Origin of the sequence: Rhizobium sp. BK313 (assembly GCF_014193655.1) — a bacterium.
Lineage (GTDB): Bacteria > Pseudomonadota > Alphaproteobacteria > Rhizobiales > Rhizobiaceae > Rhizobium.
Genome location: NZ_JACHZQ010000006.1, coordinates 423,911 through 441,831 on the forward strand (window position 1 = coordinate 423,911; position 17,921 = coordinate 441,831).

A 17,921-nucleotide genomic window follows, 5' to 3' on the forward strand; every position below is an offset into this window, starting at 1 on the left:
CGTCGCTCTGGTTTGAAAAATGTGGCTAGGGGTAGCCACCGGGTATCGCGCCCACCAAGCAAGCGATGCCCGTGCCCGTCGCTTGCGTTCCCAACCGCAGCGGCGGGTTTCTATTTGGCACCTCCCCTATTGATAGCCAGGAGCTACTGTTAGAGGAAGAACATCCGCACTTCCTTGGCGGCGGCAAGAAGGGCGACGCGTGCCTCGAGTTCGTCTCCGGCCCGAGCATCTCGCGCGGCGGAACTTGACAACACATTTATCCGTTGGAGGATGAATGCCCGTAGCCTTCACTTGTCAAACAGGATCCACTCATGCACTAATAAAGTGCATTGATGCCCTGTTCCTGCGATGACGGGAGCTACGTGAAGCTGCTTGTTGCGGATGGTGCCATCGGGAGCGCGGCACCTGAGGCGACAGGGGTGCCATGGCAGCGCCGCTCGACCCATGATCGTCAGACCTTGGAACACTGGCGGAGTCGAGAGCGCTTTCACAGGCGGGTTGGCGCAGCGCTGGGCAGAAGAAAGCAATAGTCCGCTGCCGAACCGGCTCCCAATCTGAAAGCCAAGAATTCTGGAATAGAGCACCATGTCGCCTGACATCTACGTCCAAATTCCCGCTTACAAAGATCTGGAGCTGCCGGAGACGCTCCGGTCGCTGTACGATCGGGCGAGGCGGCCCGATGCCCTGCGGGTGCGAGTCCTTTGGCAACGCGGACCGGAGGAGAGGCTGCCCTTCGACGTTCGCCGGCTACCGCGACTGGAAATCGACGAGATCGACGCTGGACGAAGCGAAGGACCGAACTGGGCCCGCCATCGCCTGCAATCCAACTGGACCGGGGAGCGTTACACCCTTCTGTTGGACTCCCATCACCGTTTCGTCAAATCGTGGGATGTCACCGCTATCGACATGCTTGAGGCTATCCGGTCTGGCGGCACGGAACGTCCGATCCTGACTGCCTACCTTCCCGACTATCATCCTGACTTTCCGTCAAAGAGACGCCGACACCCCTATAAGATCTACCCCCTCGGTCGCGAGAATGGAGTGCTGATGCGGTTGACGAGCATGCCGATCCTCGGCTGGCGGGCGCTTCACGGGCCCATTCCGGCCGACTTTCTTTCACTCCATTTCCTGCTTGCCGACGGCCGCTTCAACATCGACGTCCGTCTCAACCCGGCGATCTATTTCTTTGGCGACGAGGTGCAAACAAGCCTCAGGGCGTTTGCGGCTGGGTATCGACTGTTTCATCCCCATCGCGTGCTCGGTTGGCATGCATATGACCGGTCCGCCCGGACGCCCCACTGGGACGACCACCGGGACTGGGTTAGCCGCAACCGACGCTCACTCGAGATGTTGAAGCGACTTTACCGCTCCCGCCGGCCCATCGACGGCAATCCCCAAAATGGGCGAGTAGCGGACTTCGAACAGCACGTCGGATTGAAGCTATGGCTGCAGTGACGTCAGGAGATCTCGCACCTGGGCAGATACTCTGTCTCGATAACTACCTGGAACCCGGGGAGTGCGAAACGCTGCGCGACGGACTGCGATACGTCTGGTGGTGGGATAGCCGCCTCGCCTATATCGATCCTCACGGCAAATTGTCGTCGGGGCTATCGGTCCGGCGCACAAGCAGTACCTCGAGCGAGGAATGGATGGACGAGGAAATGCGCGCGCAGCTTCGTCAATTGGAGCAGCGGCTGGTGTCACAGCTTTGCCTGGCACCGGACCGTTTCGAGCTCTGGCAGGCGGCGCGTTACCGTCGAGGACAGCGCTTCGACGAGCACCACGATGCTGGCTTCTTCGGCTCCAGTCCCGAAGGAGAGAGAACGCATACGATAGTCGTGTACCTCGAAGATCACGAGCGCGGAGGCGGCATCGTCTTTCCAGATCTCGGAGTTCGGTACCAGCCCAAGGCTGGACGAGTGCTGGTCTGGCGAAATCTGCTTGATGACGGCACAGTCGACCGAAGAATGCGGCATTCCGGACGACCGGCGGTACGCACCAAGACAATATTGACAACCTGGGTGAGACAGAATGCCATCACCCCTCACTGACGAGGACGACCACTCCAATGCCCAAAGCGACCAAGGAAGACCGAATCATTCGTCAAATCATCAAGAAGTATGGCAATCGGCTCGACCTGAAAGCCGAGCCACATGTTTTTCTCGAGATCGTCCGCAAGTACGCTCTCGACTTGTCGGGCCTCGAGGCGTCGCCGGATGGCGGGCTGCCGCCCGGTGGCGTCGGCCCGGTTGGCCCCACCAGCCACCAAGTCGGACCCAGCGTCGAGGACCTGATGAAGGAAATCCTCAAGCTGCAGCGACAACTGGCGCGGCTGGCGGAAAAACTCGGGCAATAGCCGGCGTGCCAAAATCTCGTTCTTGATCCGGTGAGAGCGGGGTGTGGAGCAACTGTCGTCACGGGATGGCGCCTCGGCCGTCTCTTAGGATCTCCGGAGTGAAGTCACGGGCGGGCAGCCTCGTTGGGCGACCGATGTCGACTTTCCTCGTGTGAAACGCAACTGCGTGCCCCCAAATTGGCAGATAATGATCACACCCGCCAACGACGCTTAACCGTCGATGCCGAAGGTTGAATGAACGTCCATCGGCGTATCAAATTGGCGAAGATGGCTATCACCGCTCGCCACTAATGGCGGCTTCTACATCGAAGCGCAGACGCTTTGGGTTGTCCGCGACGAGCGCGCTCCAGAGCATTGACGAAACGGCGTATTCCGCCGAGGTTGGCACTCAGGCGCCTGCTCCAAACGTGTTCATTGGAGTTCGAGTCGCCGCTAACATCCGAAATTCGTGTCTGAGCCAGGTCGGAGGCATATGGAACCAACCCACTTATTCGAGCTGGTCATTGCAATGTTTCTCGCCATCATTGCTCTGCACTACGCAGCCCACAGGCTCGGACTACCACCCTCTGTCGCGCTCTTGGCCGGCGGCGCCTTGCTCGCATTTATGCCGGGACTGCCGGCGATTACTGTCGATCCTGGGCTCGTACTCGTCATCTTCCTGCCGCCGCTGTTGCTCGACGGCGCGTGGTCCATTGCCGTAGCGCGGTTGCGACGTCATGTGATCGGTATCGCCTCTCTTGCCGTCGGCGCGGTATTTTTCACCTGCGCTGTCGTCGCCGTTGTGACCCATCTCCTTTTTCCATCGCTTCCCTGGGCTGCCTGCGCGGCACTTGGTGCGATCGTTTCACCACCAGACGCAGTTTCAGCTCGTGCCGTACTCGAGCGCGTAAGGCTGCCCCGGAGGCTTCAAATTCTGCTGGAGGGCGAGAGCCTGCTCAACGATGCCAGCGGCCTGGTTCTCTTCCGCTTTGCCGTTGCCGCCGCCGCAACTGGAGCCTTCAGCGCGGTAGAGGCGATTGGGAACTTCTTTGTTCTGGCGTTAGGCGGCGCCATCGTTGGCGTCGTAGTTGGAACGGCATGGGTCAAACTCGTCCGGCGTCTCGGCGACGAATATCTCATCATTGCTGCCACGACGCTGCTCGCCTGGGTTTCCTATCTGCTTGGAGAGTTGCTGCATGTCTCCGGCGTCATCGCCACTGTTACCGCGGGCCTGATTATGACCTGGCACCAACACACAGTGCTTTCAGCAGCAATGCGCATGCGAGGCACGTCGTTCTGGACGGTGGTGATCTTCCTAATGGAAGCTGCGGTCTTCATATTGATCGGGCTCTCGCTCCGGGATGCCGTTGAACGCGGTGGCGGCTTCGCCACGGTGATCGCGACAATGGGACTGCCGATGCTCGCAATCCTCGTCACGCTCGCGATTGCGCGTTTTGCCTGGGTATTCGCCTCCGACCTTGTCATTAGATCATGTCGGGCGTTGGGGTTCGAGCGCGCGCAGCCGCTGGGCGTCGGCGGCGCTACTGTTCTGAGTTGGGCCGGCGTACGTGGTGTCGTCACGCTTGCCCTGGCGCTCAGCCTGCCCGAAGGGTTCCCCGGCCGCGACTTCATCCTCGTGACGTCGTTTGCCGTCATTGTCGGAACTGTGCTTGTGCAGGGCACGACATTGGGGCGCGTGATCGCCTGGGCGCGGCTAGTAGAGCCGGAGTCGGAAAAGGCGCGCCTCACGATGAGCCAAGCCGAAGCCGCCATGGCCCAGGCGCAACTTGTGACCGTTCAAAGTTTGGCATACGACCCGGAGGGAACCCTCATTCACCCTCGATTGCTGGAGCAATACCAGCGCAGAGCCACCGCGATCGTCGATTACGCTGAGAGAACCGAGCATTACATACCGGCGCTCCATGCTCATTTCGACGTCGTTCTTGAGGCGGTCGCAACTGGACGCCGGGAACTCATTCGACTCCATCGAGTGGGCGACATCGATGACGAGACGTTACAGGAACTGGAGCGGGATCTCGATCTCGAAGAACTAAGCGCGATCTCAGCCAAGTCGTGACGGCAAGCGCACGGCGTCTGGAAGTCGTCGGTAGAACTTGCCTCCGTGACTTGATAGCGAAAACGAACCATTGGCCTTGAGAGGGTCCGCTTGGCGCGCCAATAGTAGGCATTCACTGAACTTGTCATGCACTAGCCGATCCAATACCGAGCGGCTGCGCGGAAAGTGCCGCCCGAACTCGCGACCAGGCTGCAGAACTGGCAACACCCGCATAAGACGCCTCACACTCAGGTCTATGTTTGGCCAACCTCAGTATAATTTCAAAGGATGCGCTTTAATGTTACGCTTTCCCATTGGCTCGACATCTTCCTCCCATGGGGCGACAGCCCACGAAGGACTTTGGTGTTCACCCCTCTACACACCAAAGGGCCGCGGATGCCAATCCGCATTGACCGCCTCGCCCGACTCGAGGCGGTCATTTTCATGGCGTGCATGACGGCAGGACGAAAAACCCACCAACTGATTAAACCGATAGATTACCCTGTTGGTGGCATCCCGCTCGCTGGTGCCCGGAAACTCAGCATTTTCTCCCAGTACGGCCGGAACGCACGTCGAGAGCCTTTACCGAAAGCTCGGCGTCAGCACACGTGCGGCTGCCGCTCTGATCGCCTCCAAACGTGGCCTAGTGAACTGATTTACGAGAACGCTTGACTTGGCCATCGGCGGTGTCACTCTCTCAACAGAGCAAAGGATAACCGAAATGACACCTGCTCGATTTACCGAATGCCTTTTGCATATTCGCTGGACGCCACTCAATCTTGCGAGCGCTTTGCAATGCGACTTGTCATGGGTGGAAGCATTGGAGGCCGGCAATGTCGAAGTGCCGGATGGATTGGCAGCATGGCTGGAAACTCTCGCGCAATGTCATGAGGCGGCCGGCGTTCCAACGACATATCGCGGGCGCGGCCACGATTGAGATTGACGAGGCGAGCCTGGAAGGTGACGGGGCTCGGACGCTGCGGCTAATGCGAAGTATCAATAGGCAGTCACCCTCAAATGGAGGGAATTCGGATGAATGATGATTTTCGCTTGAAGCTTATCAAAATTAGAGACGAAAAGGTCGCCCATCGCGATGAACTGCTGGCGATGAAGATGCAGGGCGCAAGCGCGAAATGGGTTAACGAGGATATCGATATTGACGACCTGATCGCCCGCGAGCAGCTGGTGATCGATAACCTCGACGATACGATTGCCCGCCTCAGCTAAAAGCGTTCGATCGATTGCCATATAGGTGCGATGTAGTGGGTTCTCGATCTTTGTCGCACTCCTCCATTCCCAAAGAGATAGTCTTGCGACGTCCTTTTTCGACGCACGTGCGCCCATTCGTTGGTCGAGATGCGAACAACGACAGCGGCTCCTGACGGCTCGCTACCGCCCGCCCTGACGTTTCCCAACTTTGGGTGCGCGGCCACTCTCTGGAAAATAAGCCTGCCTTCTGTCCGGCCAACAAAAACACGGCTCGATTTACAAACTCAGTGCGAGATACCACGTCCATCCGCATGTCAGCGATTCAATAAAAAGCCCCTATCCGGTTAAGAATAGGGGCATAATTATCATGAAGTGCTTTATTCCGGCCGTCGGGCGCGGGCACGTCCGACATGTTATTTAGAACATTATTATATTGCGAAGGATATACGTCGTTTGGTCGATCCAAGTAGACGATCCGGTGTCATTCCAACCGGAGAGACGTAAAGTTTGCATCAATAGGCCACCCCTTGACACGAGAGTGCCGCCCGATGACTACCCTGACCCAGCAGTTGGGCCGCCGTGGCCCGATCGGGCTCTGAATATATTCATTCAGGTTCCTTGAAGCGTTTGGGTGCGCGGCTAGATTGAATATTATCGCGCGCTATATCTCGGGGGATTTTCAGATGTTTCGGCCGTCAATCGCTGCACTCCTGGTAGCGCTGCTCGCGCTGTCCGCATGCGCCAATACGCTCCGCGGCATGGCGAAGGATGCAAAGGAAACCGGCCAGGCGATGGATTCAAGTGGCCACACGGTCCTGAAGGCAGGCGCCAGCGGCAATAAGGCCGCCACCAATTAACCGCCACATTTTACGCCGGCAAATTACCGCATCGTGCGCATTGTGGACGCGGCTCGCAAAGACCCGTCAGGATAAGTTCCGGCACATCGTTGATGAGTGGTTGGAGACGAACGCCAGCCCACTGATCCGCCTGCTGAAACAATTCGCGGATGAAGACCGCTTCGCCCTTCAGGCTACACAAGGAGGCGGAGTGTCGCCGGTCTGCCCCGATCCGTCGTTCTTCCATCTTGTTTTCTCTTTCTAGCTCCATTGGCTTGAATGCCGCCATTTCTGACGCTATATTCCGTCACAAGAACTGGCATTAGAAAACGGAGGTGAGAGAAATGGGTCTCGCCCAATATGCAGACGACGGACTGTTCGCACCGCGGAAAATCGCCGACGCATTCCGCACGACGAGTGAGGAAATCGCCCGCACAGCCGGCCTGGGCAAAGATGCAATTCAGCGCAAGGACCGGATCCGCTCCGTCAGGACGCAGCGGCGTTTGCGCGAGATGATCGAGGTAGTCAACAAGGTCGAGCCGCGCTTCGGCTCGGCACTGATGGCCTATGCCTGGTATCGCTCCGAGCCCCTGCCTGGATTCTCGGGCCAGACGGCCATGCAGTTGGTGCGCGATGGACGTGCGGATGAGGTGCTCGACTATATCGACGCGGTCGACGCTGGCGTTCACGCATAGCCGATGCGATATGAAGGCAAGCTCTATCGGGCGCTGAATCCGATCTACGCGCGCGAGCCCCTTTCTGGCCGGGGAGCCGAACTCTATGGCGGCCGGTTTAATCCGAAGGGGATGCCGGCACTTTATACATCGCTGTCGGTCCTGACGGCGCTTCGCGAGGCCAATCAGGTCGGCAATTTGCAACCAACGACACTCGTCTCCTATGACGCTGCGTTCGAACACATCTTCGATAGTCGCGACGAAGATGCCCTTAAGGCGGAAGGGATGGATGCCGTCGCGATTGCCGACCCGACGTGGCGCGACCAGATGAAGGCGGGCGGCGAGGCTAGAACGCAGGGCTTTGCCCGGCGGCTCATCGCAACCGGTTATCAGGGTCTGCTCGTCCGGAGCTTCGCTCCCGGAGCAACCAGGGACGATTTGAACCTCGTCCTCTGGACTTGGGGCGAGAGCGCTTCGGCGCGACTGACCTTGATCGATGATGAGAACCGGCTGGATCGACCCGAATAGAGACGCCGGATCGCAAATGATTCATGGCTGGCGACGGTAACGCCAATCCATATTGCTCGATAATTCGAAGGGCATCCCGCCGCGTCGAAACGTCTAAATGGTCGGTCCTGAGGCAATGTAAGCCGGGTTGTCCCTGGGAACGTCCGACACGACCAACAAGACGAGGCGAGCTTTGGTACTCGCAGCCAACAGCCCGCCTTTCCTCGACCTTGACAGGTGCGATGTATTGCTGTGCGGCCAATCCGTCCCCAAAACGCATCGCCCGACATGACGTGAAATCAACGCGCGCGCATTCGATTCTATATCCGCAGAGAGAGGTGCGATAGCCACTTCAACCTCCCTGGCCTCAGGCGCCACACTTTCCGCGCACTTGCTATCGTACGGTTACATTGTTGTACGACAACTTATGTGTCAATATGAATCGATCGCCTGTGCAAAAGAGGCTTGCTCGGGCATGTCACAGATTGGCGAAATCGCGAAATAGTCAGGAAAATCAAATGCCGGCATTGGAGAAAAGAAGCATAACCGCAGGTGGGTTGACAGTCACCACGATGGGTTTGGGGGGAACGGGACTCGGCAATATGTACCGCGCCACTGATCCAGAAGTGGCACACGAAACCGTTCATGCCGCCTTCAAAAACGGCCTGCGCTATTTTGACACTGCGCCGGTCTATGGCTTCGGTCTTGCCGAAACGCGTCTCGGCGAGGCGGTTAGGGCTCTGCCGCGGCAGGACATCGTCATTTCCTCCAAGGTCGGATACGACCTGGCGCCGATCCCCGAAAGCGAGGTCAAGCCAGTCCTTTGGGACGAGGCCCCACCTTTCCGCGCCGACTTCGACTATTCGCGCGATGGCGTGCTTCGCTCGATCGAAAGCTCGCTGAAGCGGCTCGGTACCGATTACATCGACATGTTGGCGATTCACGATCCGGACGAAGCAATCCACTTCGGGAAGGGAGAAAATCCCTATGCCCGCAGCCGCTTCAAGGAGGCGATGGAAGGCGCCTACCCCGCGCTTGACGAGCTACGATCCCAGGGCGTCATCAAGGCGGTCGGTGTGGGTATAAACCAGTGGCAGATGCTTTCGGATTTCGTCGAGGCCGGACAATTCGACTATTTCCTTCTTGCCGGACGCTATACGCTTCTGGAGCAGGAGCCGCTTGCCACACTTTTTCCCGCCTGTGAGCGCAAAGGCACCAAGCTCGTCATCGGCGGCCCGTATAATTCGGGTATCCTGGCGACGGGTGCCGTCCAAGGCGCGACGTTCAACACAAAGAACGCGCCGCAGGAGGTGCTTGACCGCGTAGCGCGCCTGAACGCCGTTTGCGAAAGCCATAAGGTTCCCCTGCCCGCCGCAGCGCTGCAATTTCCGCTTGCCCATAAACTTGTCGTCAGCGTCATTCCGGGAGCCCGCTCCGTTGGCGAATTGGAACAGAACCTCGACTATATGCGATGGCCCATCCCGGGCTCCCTGTGGTCAGATCTCAGAAACGAAAAACTCATCGATGAGGCTGCGCCTCTACCTTCGGACGCAGCCTGACCAGAGGATATCGGCGCGTTCAGGGCTGCCGACACCGCCCGTGGTGGGTCTTGAAGACCTCATCCCTTCAAATAGGGCGGGCGGCCAGTCCGCTTCGAACATCATCGCGTTGTCGTTTCAATCGTCATCCGCCCATCCTCACAATCGTGGTTGCGGTTGCGGGCGCGCAAGCATAGTCAGGCGTCTGCGACAAACCTCGCGCAGCGCGGTTTGTCGCAGACGCGACCAAAGAGCAGAGTAATTAGACGCCGGTTGTCGCGGCCGATGGAAAGAGGCGATCGATCTCAGACCACAGGTCTTCGGGAATGGATTGCCGTGACCATGCCAGGTTTTCGGCAACCCGTTCCGGCCGGCTCATACCGAGGACGACAGCGGATGCCAGCGGATTGCGGAAGGGGAACTGTATGGCTGCCGCTTGCAGGGGCACACCGTACCGATTGCACACCGCTTCGATCCCTTTGGCACGGGCCACGATGTCTTCTGGAGGCGCGCCATAGTCGAAGGTCGTCCCGGAGGTGCCAGGCCCGGTCGCGAGTATCCCAGAGTTGAAGACGCCGGCGACGACAATCTCCATTCCCTGACGCTTGGCCTCCGGCAGAAGGTCCGCCTCTGCGCCTCGATCGAGCAAAGTGTACCGGCCGGCCATCATCACGGCATCGAGGGAACAGGCCCTGATGAAACGTGTGGCGACATCGCTTTCGTTGACGCCAACGCCGATTGCCTTGATATGCCCAGCTTTGCGTAGATCGTCGAGAGCGCGATAGCAGCCCTCGATAGCCTCGTTAAAGCGGCGCTCATAGGCATCGCCGTGCGTGAAGCGATCCACATCATGGATGTAGATCAGGTCGAAATCCGCGATCCCCAGGCGGCTTGCCGATTGTTCCAATGACCGCATCGTACCCGAGTAGCTATAGTCGAACACCGGCTTCAAGCGCAGCGGCGCGGCCCAGAGCCCGTAGTTCACGGTCTCTCCATAGGGCGGGATCATGTAGCGACCGACCTTCGTCGAAACGGTAACGGTTTTCCGGTCGATGGTTCGCAGGAAGCGACCCAGCCGCAATTCGCTGAGACCATGTCCATAAAGCGGTGCGCTGTCGAAATACCGCATCCCGCCTGCATACGCCCTTTCGAGAACCTCCGCCGCCTGGATCTCGCTCACGTCGCGATAGAGAGTGCCGATGCCGCTCGCCCCGAAGCCTAGCCGCGAGGCAAAGTTAATGCTTTTCCGAGTTGGGTTGCCGGTCATGCGTTCCGCTCCTGGAATTGCGGCAGGCGATACGCCTCGATGGCGTTCATGCCGAGGATCTTCTTTCGCTCGACCTCGGAGAGATCCTTGATGCATTCCTGAAGGGCATCGACCACCCGGTCGTAACTCGCGGCCACGAGGCAGACAGGCCAATCGGTGCCGAACATGCACCGATCCGTGCCGAAGACGTCGAGCACCTCGTGGACGTAAGGTTTCAGGTCCCGCGGCGTCCAGGACTTCCAGTCGGCTTCGGTGACCATGCCCGAAAGCTTGCACCAGACATGGTTTCGCTGGCTGCGAAACCTGCGGATCAGAACTGCCCACTCATCGAAGCCGCGATTGCGGATCTCCGGTTTCGAAATATGGTCGAGAACGAACCGCATTTCCGGAAAGGCCTCGACCGTACTGATGCAAGACGGCAGCTGCGGCAGGTTTGGCACGAGATCGTAGACAAGATCAGCGCGCTCGACCGCCTTTAGACCATTCTGGACGTCAGCGCGCAGGAGCCAACTCGGATCGCTCTCCGTTTGAATCAGATGGCGCACGCCGACAAGCCATTTGCCTTGGGGAGATGCCATTAATTTTGAAAGCGTGTCGCCCACCTTGCCGTCGGTCAGATCGACCCAGCCGACGACGCCGGCAACGAAATCGCTAGCCTCCGCCGTTTGAATGAAATCCCAGGTCTCGCCGAGATCATTCCAGGTTTGCACGAGAATTGTGCCGGTCACGCCGTTCTTCTGAAGAGCCGGCCGCAAGTCCGCCGGTTCGAATTTCCTGTTGATCGGCTCAAAGGGTCCGCTCAGCCAGCCATAGTCTCCGCCGCTGGCCGGATCCCAGAAATGATGATGGGAATCGATGATCGGTGTCGTCATGGTCTGTCACCCCTACCAACGCTGATGAACATATTGCTTGATGTAGGTGTCGTAGATCGACCTGATCTCCTGCATGGCAGCTTGCGAGATCGCAGGAAGATCGGCCGCTTCGGCGTTGGAGCGGGCCTGCGACGGGTTGCGCGCGCCGGGGATGGCAACGGTGACGGCGTCAAACATCAGGATCCAGCGAAGGGCAAATTTCGCCATCGTCGTATCGCCGCAAACCAGTGGACGCACCTTCTCGACGGCCTCCAGGCCCACCTCGTAAGGCACGCCGGAAAAGGTCTCGCCAATGTCGAAGGCCTCGCCATTGCGGTTGAAGAGCCGGTGATCGTTGGCCTCGAACCTGGTGTCTTTCTTGAATTTGCCGGAAAGCAGCCCGCTTGCGAGCGGCACGCGGGCAATGATGGCGACCTTTTTTTCTTCAGCCTGCTTGAAGAAATGCTCGATCGGGCGCTGGCGGAAGGCATTGAAGATGATCTGCACGCTGACGACACCTGGATATTCGGTGGCCTTCAGCGCTTCTTCGATGCGCTCGACGCTGACGCCGTAATTGCGGATCTTGCCCTGTTCCACCAACCGGTCGAGCCGCGCGAAGACCTCCGGATGATAGTAAACATCCGTCGGCGGGCAATGCAGTTGTACGAGATCCAGGCAGTCGGTTTCGAGATTCCTCAGGCTGCGGTCGATCCAGATATCGAGGTTCTCGGCGCTATAGCCGTCAACGGACTGCTGCGGCAGGCGACGGCCGGCCTTGGTCGCAATGAATGGGCGTTCGCCACCGCGTTCGCGCATGACTTTTGCGATCAGCTGCTCGGAATGGCCGTCGCCATAGACATCGGCGGTGTCGATGAAGGTTACGCCGGAATCGAGCGCGGCGTGGAGTGCCGCAAGCGCCTCCTCGTCGTTGACTTCGCCCCAAGCAGCACCGATGGCCCAGGCGCCGAAACCGATTTCGCTGACATTTCGGCCGGTCCGGCCGAACTCCTTCATTCGCATATCTCACTCCCTCGTTTGCGGCCGTCGGTGACATCGGCACCGGCTGGCCGGACTTGCTTGACATTCTCCATCAAGCCATTTATCAGAAAACAGGGTTGTACGACAACCCGGTAAGTACGCAAAATCTGCACTGGGAGGATGAGACCGTGCGATCATTGGTGTTGGGAGGCATTTCTATTGCGCTCGGCCTCGGCGCGTCTGTGCATTTGGCATCGGCGGAAGACACGATCAAAATCGGCGTTGTTGCCGCAGAATCCGGCGCCTTCGTTTCGGCCGGACATACGCTGCCTGCGGGCATCAGCCTCGCGGTAAAGGAAATCAATGACGCTGGCGGCGTGAAGGTCGGCGACAAGACCTTAAAGATAGAGCTGATCAAGCGCGACGACCGCACGGACATCTCGACAGCGATTGCCGCAACGCAGGAACTCGTTCGCGACCAGAAGGTCGCCGCAATTTTCGGCTCTGAAACCCACGATTTCACCCTGGCGATGACCAAGATCACACAGCCGGCGAAGGTGATCCAGATCGCCGGCAACAGCACGCTTGCGAAAATCCTGAACCCGCAATCGGTCGCTCCGGGTGGCGAAGACCATTATCTGTTCCAATCAGAACCGCAGGAATTCCAGCGCTCCGGCTCGACGGCCCGCGGCGTTCTGAGCCTGCTGACACCGCTCGTCGGCCATCCGCTGAAGAAGTCTGTGGTCATCGTCGGCAATGATGCAACCGGCCAGTTCCTGACCTCCTACTACGTCAAGGCGCTGAAGGCAGAAGGACAGGAGGTTCCAGAAGTAATCTCTTATCCGCCGGATACGACGGACTTTTCTCCTTTCCTGACGCGAGCCAAGAGCCTCAACCCGGACGTCGTGCACTTCTGGTATAACGGCGACTCGACGCTGACGGCGCTGCCGCAGGCACTCGAACTCGGCGTTGCGCCCAGCTATTTCCTCTTCGGCGTCGACCCTGGGATCTGGAAGGAGCGCGGCCTGAGCGCCGACGTCCCGGTCGCGATGAGCTGCGTTCCGATCTGCTGGGGCGAGTCCTCAAATGCCAACGCAAAGACCTATTTCAAGAACTACTTTGCTGCCGGTGCGCCGAAGGGCGTGACCTCCTCGGTTTCGCTACTTTACTACGATTACGTCCATATGCTGGCCGAAGCCTGGGAGAAGGCCGGCTCGACCGATCCGGACAAGACCGTCGCAGCGCTGGAATCGCTCCACCACAAGGGCGTGGTCTCCGACGACCTTTCCTTCAACAAGAGCCACCAGGTGACACACGCCACTGAGGTCTGCGCCGCCGCGCCCGGCGGCGACATATCCTGCGCGATGCAGCAACCTCCGGCCGAAGCCCCCGCGGAATAAGCTGTCAAAGCGCTTCCCGCCGGCTGCTCCTGCGCCGGCGGGATTTTTATCACAGGACATGGCGGGCCCGCCGGCCTGCGTAACAGCGGAATACAGCCGTGGACATTCTCATTCAACAACTCCTCAATGGTCTGTCGATCGCGAGCGTCATCACGCTGATCGCCGTTGGGGTCACCCTGATCTTCGGCTTGACCGGCATCATCAACTTCGCACATGGCGAGTTCCTGATGGTCGGCAGCATCGTCACCTGGCTCGCCGTCCAGGCCGGTCTCGGCTTTCTGCCAGCCTTGGTTCTGGCGGTTCTTGCCGTCGGCGTCATGGGGTTCGTGCTGGAGCGTGGCCTTTTTCAGTTCACGCTGACGCGGCCAACCAATGGCTTTATCGTGTCGCTCGGACTGATCGTCGTGCTGCAGCACATCGTCATCTTCTTTTATGATCCGAACCAGAAGAGCATCCCGCGCCCTCTCGCAGGCATCTGGGATGTCGCCGGCGTCCGCATCGCGTCCGTACGCGTGATGGTCATTCTCGTGACCATCGCTGTCGTCGCCATGACCTTTGTCATGGTGACCCGGAGCCGGTACGGCCGCGCACTTCGCGCCGCGGTGGACGATCGCGACACCGCAGCCCTGATGGGCATTCCGGTTCGCCGCTACGTTACCGGTGTCTTCGTTCTCGGCAGTGCGCTCGCCGGCCTCGGCGGCGCGTTGTTGATCGCGCTCTTTCCAATCACACCTTTTACCGGCGGCACCATGGTCATGAAGGGCTTCGCCGTCGCCCTCATCGGCGGGCTGGGCAACCTGACGGGCGCCGTCGTTGCGGGCCTCATCCTCGGTATCGTCGAGGGTTTCAGCGCCGGATACGGCTTCTCGGAATGGACCGACGCCTATTCCTTTGCCCTGATGATCCTGGTGTTGCTGTTACGGCCGAACGGCCTCTTCGGCGGCACCAGCGGTCCGAAGATGGCCTGAGAACGGAGCGACGAACCATGTATAATTCGCTCTCGCCCATCCGCTCCTTGATCCCCGTCCTTGTGGTGTTGATCGTGCTTGCCCTGGTGCCTGCGATGGGGCCGAGCAACCGCATGCTGTCGCTTGCAATCTCGGCAGGCATCAACATTGTCGCCCTCTATGGCCTCTCTGTCCTGTTTGGACAAACGGGCATTCTTTCGATGGGGCACGCCGCGCTGGTCGGCGTCGGCGCCTATGCGGCCGCTCTGCTTGCTCGCGATACCGGCATCGGCTTCTGGTTGGCGCTGCCGCTCGGCGGGATATTCGCCGCAATAGCCGCCGCCATCATTGGCATTCCGTCGTTGCGCGTCAGCGGCCACCACTTCGTCATCATGACGTTTGCTTTCGGACAGTTGCTGACGATCGTACTGACCAACGGCGGCGACTATACCGGGGCGGCGACTGGCCTCGACCTGCAGCTTCCGGTCAATTTCTTAGGCACGCGGGCCGATGACCTCATGCCCTACTATTTCGTCGTTCTCGCTTTCGTGACGTTGAGCGCGGTCGCAAGCTGGGCCATCATCAACTCCTCTTATGGCCGCACATTGCGGGCCATCCGCGAAAACGAAAAACTTGCGGCCTCGCTCGGCATCAATGTCGGCCGCCAAAAGATCGGAGCTTTTGTCGTCAGCGGGGTGTTTGCGGGTATCTCGGGCGTGCTTCTTGCCTATTTCCTCCGGCATATCTCGCCGAGCCAGTTCACCTCCTTCCCCAGCATCTATCTTGCATTGATGGTGATGATCGGCGGCGCTCGGCTGCTTCTCGGTCCGATCGCCGGCGGCATTCTGGTCGCCTTCCTCCCTGAAGTGCTGAACCTTGACCCCGTCGAATCGCGCATCCTTTACGGTGTCTGTCTGATCGCCGTTATTCTCCTGCTGCCGAATGGGTTGATTGCCGGTGCAATTGACGGCTGGCAGAAACTCACACGTAATTCGACGCGCAAGCAGCCCGGCACTCCGGCGACGAATGCCGAACATGCCTCGGAGGCAGGCCGATGAATGCGATCCTGGAAATCAAGGGACTGAAGAAGCAGTTCGGCGGCGTGGCGGCCCTTTCGGGGATAGATCTGTCCATCGAAGAAGGTGAGATCCTTGGCATCGTCGGGCCGAACGGGTCCGGCAAGACCACGCTTTTCAATGTGATCACCGGTGTCCACAAACCAACGGAAGGCCATGTCAGCTGGCGCGGCCGCGACATTACCAGCCTCGCCGCCCATGAAGTATCCGGGGCCGGCATCGGCTACACCTTCCAGCAGGCCATGGCCTTTCCCGGTCTCTCGGTGCGGGAAAACGTCCAGATCGCCTGCGAACATGCGCGCAGGACCAGCCGCCCCTATCCGTGGACGACGCCCTCTGCCCTGCTCGACTTCGTCGGCCTGACCGCCCTTTCGAACGAACAGGCGGGCATTCTGCCCTTCGGCAGCCTACGTCTTCTCGGTATCGCCTTGGCTCTTGCCACAAGACCCTCCCTTATTTTGCTCGATGAGCCCGCGGCCGGCCTCAATGATCGGGAAACGGCAACGCTTGTAGGTCTTGTGAAGCAGTTTCCGGGCTACGGTATCAGCGTCTGCGTCATCGATCACGACATGAAGCTCATGCAGATGCTTTGCAAACGGCTGGTCGTCTTGGATTTTGGATCGAAAATCGCCGACGGCCCGACGCAGGCGGTGCTCACCGACCCAAAGGTCCTCGAAGTCTATCTGGGAGGTGCGCTGTGAGTTTGCTCGAGGTTTCGAACGTGACGACAGGCTACGGCGCGACGGTCGTCAACCGCGATGTCTCCCTGAGCCTGAACGAGGGCGAAGTCATCACAATCCTCGGTCCCAATGGGGCGGGCAAGTCGACATTGCTGCGCACCATCGTGGGCCTGGTCAGGCCCCGCGCCGGAAGCGTCACCTTCGCGGGGGAAAACCTGACGGGCCGAACACCGGATGTCATGGCCAAGCGCGGCGTGGTGCTGGTGCCGGAAGGCCGGCGCATCTTCGCCGATATGTCGGTCGAGGAAAACCTTCGTCTTGGCGCTTACGCCAGGCGCGACACCGACGCCGTCGAGACCGACGTGAAGACGATGGAAAGCTTCTTCCCGATCCTGGCAACGAAGCGCCATCAGAAAGGCGGGTCGCTCAGCGGCGGCCAGCAGCAGATGCTGGCAATAGCCCGCGGCTTGATGGCAAGGCCGCGCGTCCTGCTCCTCGACGAGCCTTCACTCGGACTCTCGCCGCTGCTCGTCAAGGAGATACAGGCAATCATTCTCGATATTGGCAAGACATTCGGAGCATCCGTGCTCCTTGTCGAGCAGAATGCCGGCCTGGCGCTCTCTGTGGCAACACGCGGCTATCTGATGCAGAACGGACGTATCGCAACATCCGGACCGATATCGGAACTCAAGGATATGTCGCTGATGCGCGAGCTCTATCTCGGCGGCGCGGCTGGGCAGGCATGACGATGAACGCGACCTCCCTCTCCTATGGCCGCGGCCATCTCGACATTGCGCTACCCAGCGGTGCGCAGCCGACTCTGATCCGCAAACGGGCACTGCCGAAACTCGCCGATCCCATCGAGGCGATCGCTACGGCCCTCAATGCACCGGTGGCTTCCGCGCCGCTTTCCGAGCTCGCCAAAGGCCGCAACAGCGCCTGCATCCTGATCTGCGATATCACCCGGCCCGTCCCCAACCGGCTGTTCCTGCGGCCGATGATCGAGACGATGGTCTCCGCAGGGATCCCGCTTATGGCAATCTCCGTGCTGGTCGCAACCGGCCTGCACCGCCCGAACCTCGGTGATGAACTCGCCGAACTCATCGGTGATCCCTGGGTGCTGGAAAATGTCCGCGTCGACAACCACTATGCCCGCGACGAGGCCGCCCATGTCGATCTCGGCCATACGCGTACGCGCAACACGCCGGTCAAGCTCGACCGCCTGTTCGTCGAAGCCGATCTCAGGATCGCCACCGGCCTGGTCGAGCCGCATTTCATGGCCGGCTGGTCGGGTGGCCGCAAGGTCATCGCGCCGGGGGTTGCCCATCACGAGACCATCCGCACCTTTCACTCCGCCCGCTTTATGGAGGACCCCCTCGCCGTCCAGTGCAATCTGATCGGCAATCCCCTGCATGAGGAGCAGCTCGAAATCGTCCGCATGCTCGGCGAAGTCTATGCGCTCAACACCGTGCTCGACGAGGATCGCGATCTCGTCTGCGTCACTTTCGGCGAGATCATCGCCAGCCATCAGGCGGCGGTCGATTTCGTCAGCGCGGCAACACATGTG

At 59.7% G+C, this 17,921-nt stretch carries 19 protein-coding genes and 1 pseudogene; 16 read left to right on the plus strand and 4 right to left on the minus strand.

The window, feature by feature from the left end; translation table 11 throughout:
• Positions 1-585 precede the first annotated feature (585 nt).
• From FHT86_RS28275 to FHT86_RS28315, 9 genes are all read left to right on the plus strand, one after another.
• On the plus strand, positions 586-1,455 hold the full coding sequence (locus FHT86_RS28275; protein WP_133709901.1) for a GlcNAc-transferase family protein: 870 nt from the start codon (positions 586-588) through the stop codon (positions 1,453-1,455).
• Positions 1,443-2,051, plus strand: coding sequence for a 2OG-Fe(II) oxygenase (locus tag FHT86_RS28280; RefSeq protein WP_133709900.1), 609 nt, complete (start codon positions 1,443-1,445; stop codon positions 2,049-2,051). Before FHT86_RS28275 ends, FHT86_RS28280 begins: the two co-directional genes overlap by 13 nt.
• Positions 2,052-2,068: 17 nt before the next feature.
• Positions 2,069-2,356 (plus strand): hypothetical protein, encoded by a 288-nt coding sequence (locus FHT86_RS28285; RefSeq protein ID WP_133709899.1) that lies wholly within the window; start codon positions 2,069-2,071, stop codon positions 2,354-2,356.
• Positions 2,357-2,828: 472 nt separating this feature from the next.
• Positions 2,829-4,412: a Na+/H+ antiporter gene (locus FHT86_RS28290; RefSeq protein ID WP_133709898.1), complete on the plus strand. Its 1,584-nt coding sequence runs from the start codon at positions 2,829-2,831 to the stop codon at positions 4,410-4,412.
• A 700-nt stretch (positions 4,413-5,112) separates the two neighbouring features.
• Complete coding sequence (locus FHT86_RS28295; RefSeq protein ID WP_133710223.1) at positions 5,113-5,328, plus strand: hypothetical protein; 216 nt, start codon at positions 5,113-5,115, stop codon at positions 5,326-5,328.
• 95 nt (positions 5,329-5,423) lie between these two features.
• Positions 5,424-5,618, plus strand: coding sequence for a hypothetical protein (locus FHT86_RS28300; RefSeq protein ID WP_133709897.1), 195 nt, complete (start codon positions 5,424-5,426; stop codon positions 5,616-5,618).
• Between the two features lie 665 nt (positions 5,619-6,283).
• Entirely contained in the window at positions 6,284-6,457 is a 174-nt protein-coding gene (locus FHT86_RS28305; protein WP_133709896.1) for an entericidin, read from the plus strand.
• A gap of 323 nt (positions 6,458-6,780) precedes the next feature.
• On the plus strand, positions 6,781-7,131 hold the full coding sequence (locus FHT86_RS28310) for an MbcA/ParS/Xre antitoxin family protein (RefSeq protein ID WP_133709895.1): 351 nt from the start codon (positions 6,781-6,783) through the stop codon (positions 7,129-7,131).
• Between the two features lie 3 nt (positions 7,132-7,134).
• Positions 7,135-7,638, plus strand: coding sequence for an RES family NAD+ phosphorylase (locus tag FHT86_RS28315; protein ID WP_133709894.1), 504 nt, complete (start codon positions 7,135-7,137; stop codon positions 7,636-7,638).
• A gap of 7 nt (positions 7,639-7,645) precedes the next feature.
• On the opposite strand, the pseudogene FHT86_RS28320 reads toward FHT86_RS28315, so the two are convergent.
• A pseudogene (locus FHT86_RS28320) lies at positions 7,646-7,857 on the minus strand (DUF4147 domain-containing protein); the annotation flags it as partial.
• Positions 7,858-8,135: 278 nt separating this feature from the next.
• On the opposite strand from FHT86_RS28320, the gene FHT86_RS28325 reads away from it, so the two are divergent.
• Positions 8,136-9,176 (plus strand): aldo/keto reductase, encoded by a 1,041-nt coding sequence (locus FHT86_RS28325; protein ID WP_133709893.1) that lies wholly within the window; start codon positions 8,136-8,138, stop codon positions 9,174-9,176.
• A gap of 241 nt (positions 9,177-9,417) precedes the next feature.
• Here the strand turns inward: FHT86_RS28325 and FHT86_RS28330 are convergent, their stop codons facing one another.
• From FHT86_RS28330 to FHT86_RS28340, 3 genes are read right to left on the minus strand one after another with little or no spacing between them, the layout of a single operon-like run.
• Positions 9,418-10,422, minus strand: a complete 1,005-nt coding sequence (locus tag FHT86_RS28330; RefSeq protein ID WP_166656923.1) for an aldo/keto reductase — start codon at positions 10,420-10,422, stop codon at positions 9,418-9,420.
• Positions 10,419-11,294, minus strand: coding sequence for an amidohydrolase family protein (locus FHT86_RS28335; protein WP_133709891.1), 876 nt, complete (start codon positions 11,292-11,294; stop codon positions 10,419-10,421). Before FHT86_RS28335 ends, FHT86_RS28330 begins: the two co-directional genes overlap by 4 nt.
• Positions 11,295-11,306: 12 nt before the next feature.
• Positions 11,307-12,293 carry an aldo/keto reductase gene (locus FHT86_RS28340; RefSeq protein ID WP_133709890.1) on the minus strand — a complete coding sequence of 329 codons (987 nt, stop codon included), beginning with the start codon at positions 12,291-12,293 and terminating at the stop codon, positions 11,307-11,309.
• 146 nt (positions 12,294-12,439) lie between these two features.
• Between FHT86_RS28340 and FHT86_RS28345 the strand changes: the two genes are divergently transcribed.
• The 6 genes from FHT86_RS28345 to larA form a co-directional block, all read left to right on the plus strand.
• Positions 12,440-13,651, plus strand: a complete 1,212-nt coding sequence (locus FHT86_RS28345) for an ABC transporter substrate-binding protein (RefSeq protein WP_133709889.1) — start codon at positions 12,440-12,442, stop codon at positions 13,649-13,651.
• Between the two features lie 98 nt (positions 13,652-13,749).
• Positions 13,750-14,619 (plus strand): branched-chain amino acid ABC transporter permease, encoded by an 870-nt coding sequence (locus FHT86_RS28350; protein ID WP_133709888.1) that lies wholly within the window; start codon positions 13,750-13,752, stop codon positions 14,617-14,619.
• 17 nt (positions 14,620-14,636) lie between these two features.
• Positions 14,637-15,656, plus strand: a complete 1,020-nt coding sequence (locus FHT86_RS28355) for a branched-chain amino acid ABC transporter permease (protein WP_133709887.1) — start codon at positions 14,637-14,639, stop codon at positions 15,654-15,656.
• A complete protein-coding gene (locus FHT86_RS28360) occupies positions 15,653-16,375 on the plus strand; it encodes an ABC transporter ATP-binding protein (RefSeq protein ID WP_133709886.1) in 723 nt (240 codons plus the stop codon). Before FHT86_RS28355 ends, FHT86_RS28360 begins: the two co-directional genes overlap by 4 nt.
• On the plus strand, positions 16,372-17,100 hold the full coding sequence (locus FHT86_RS28365) for an ABC transporter ATP-binding protein (RefSeq protein WP_133709885.1): 729 nt from the start codon (positions 16,372-16,374) through the stop codon (positions 17,098-17,100). Before FHT86_RS28360 ends, FHT86_RS28365 begins: the two co-directional genes overlap by 4 nt.
• Positions 17,101-17,102: 2 nt before the next feature.
• Positions 17,103-17,921, plus strand: an 819-nt coding sequence (gene larA / locus FHT86_RS28370) for a nickel-dependent lactate racemase (protein ID WP_133709884.1), incomplete at its 3' end; no start/stop codon positions are given.

What these genes read in the sequence shown, in the direction of transcription:
- FHT86_RS28275 (WP_133709901.1), top strand. Translation starts at nt 586, where the DNA reads ATGTCGCCTGACATCTACGTCCAAATTCCCGCTTACAAAGATCTGGAG.
- FHT86_RS28280 (WP_133709900.1), top strand. Translation starts at nt 1,443, where the DNA reads ATGGCTGCAGTGACGTCAGGAGATCTCGCACCTGGGCAGATACTCTGT.
- FHT86_RS28285 (WP_133709899.1), top strand. Translation starts at nt 2,069, where the DNA reads ATGCCCAAAGCGACCAAGGAAGACCGAATCATTCGTCAAATCATCAAG.
- FHT86_RS28290 (WP_133709898.1), top strand. Translation starts at nt 2,829, where the DNA reads ATGGAACCAACCCACTTATTCGAGCTGGTCATTGCAATGTTTCTCGCC.
- FHT86_RS28295 (WP_133710223.1), top strand. Translation starts at nt 5,113, where the DNA reads ATGACACCTGCTCGATTTACCGAATGCCTTTTGCATATTCGCTGGACG.
- FHT86_RS28300 (WP_133709897.1), top strand. Translation starts at nt 5,424, where the DNA reads ATGAATGATGATTTTCGCTTGAAGCTTATCAAAATTAGAGACGAAAAG.
- FHT86_RS28305 (WP_133709896.1), top strand. Translation starts at nt 6,284, where the DNA reads ATGTTTCGGCCGTCAATCGCTGCACTCCTGGTAGCGCTGCTCGCGCTG.
- FHT86_RS28310 (WP_133709895.1), top strand. Translation starts at nt 6,781, where the DNA reads ATGGGTCTCGCCCAATATGCAGACGACGGACTGTTCGCACCGCGGAAA.
- FHT86_RS28315 (WP_133709894.1), top strand. Translation starts at nt 7,135, where the DNA reads ATGCGATATGAAGGCAAGCTCTATCGGGCGCTGAATCCGATCTACGCG.
- FHT86_RS28325 (WP_133709893.1), top strand. Translation starts at nt 8,136, where the DNA reads ATGCCGGCATTGGAGAAAAGAAGCATAACCGCAGGTGGGTTGACAGTC.
- FHT86_RS28330 (WP_166656923.1), bottom strand. Translation starts at nt 10,422, where the DNA reads ATGACCGGCAACCCAACTCGGAAAAGCATTAACTTTGCCTCGCGGCTA.
- FHT86_RS28335 (WP_133709891.1), bottom strand. Translation starts at nt 11,294, where the DNA reads ATGACGACACCGATCATCGATTCCCATCATCATTTCTGGGATCCGGCC.
- FHT86_RS28340 (WP_133709890.1), bottom strand. Translation starts at nt 12,293, where the DNA reads ATGCGAATGAAGGAGTTCGGCCGGACCGGCCGAAATGTCAGCGAAATC.
- FHT86_RS28355 (WP_133709887.1), top strand. Translation starts at nt 14,637, where the DNA reads ATGTATAATTCGCTCTCGCCCATCCGCTCCTTGATCCCCGTCCTTGTG.
- FHT86_RS28360 (WP_133709886.1), top strand. Translation starts at nt 15,653, where the DNA reads ATGAATGCGATCCTGGAAATCAAGGGACTGAAGAAGCAGTTCGGCGGC.